The sequence below is a fragment of the Fructilactobacillus sp. X8R1C1 genome, from assembly GCF_059900945.1.
On sequence record NZ_JBWXVH010000014.1, the window covers coordinates 1 to 276 of the forward strand.

The following is a 276-nucleotide window of genomic DNA, read 5'->3' on the forward strand; positions in this document are numbered from 1 at the left end:
TTACTAATAGTGCGGATGGATTGTCCGACAACAATTCTGGTCAACCTGATATACCCGACAATATGAGTGATGATTTTCAATCACTTGAAACGCAAGTACCGGATACTGGAAACGATGATCAACGGGATATACCGGGTGAAATGCCAGTGAATAATCCTGAACAGTATGGAAACAATAATGTTTCGTTAGGGGGAGCAGGAAGTACAGGTGCATCGACTTTCGATGCTGGAAGTGGCGCACCGGCAGTAAACGGTAATAGATCTGGCAATACTAGTC

At 44.2% G+C, this 276-nt stretch carries 1 protein-coding gene; it reads left to right on the forward strand.

All coding sequences use genetic code 11. The annotated features are described in order from the left end of the window. The coding region (locus tag AC6UD1_RS07035; RefSeq protein ID WP_500707700.1) for a hypothetical protein at positions 1–276 on the forward strand (276 nt) is incomplete at both ends.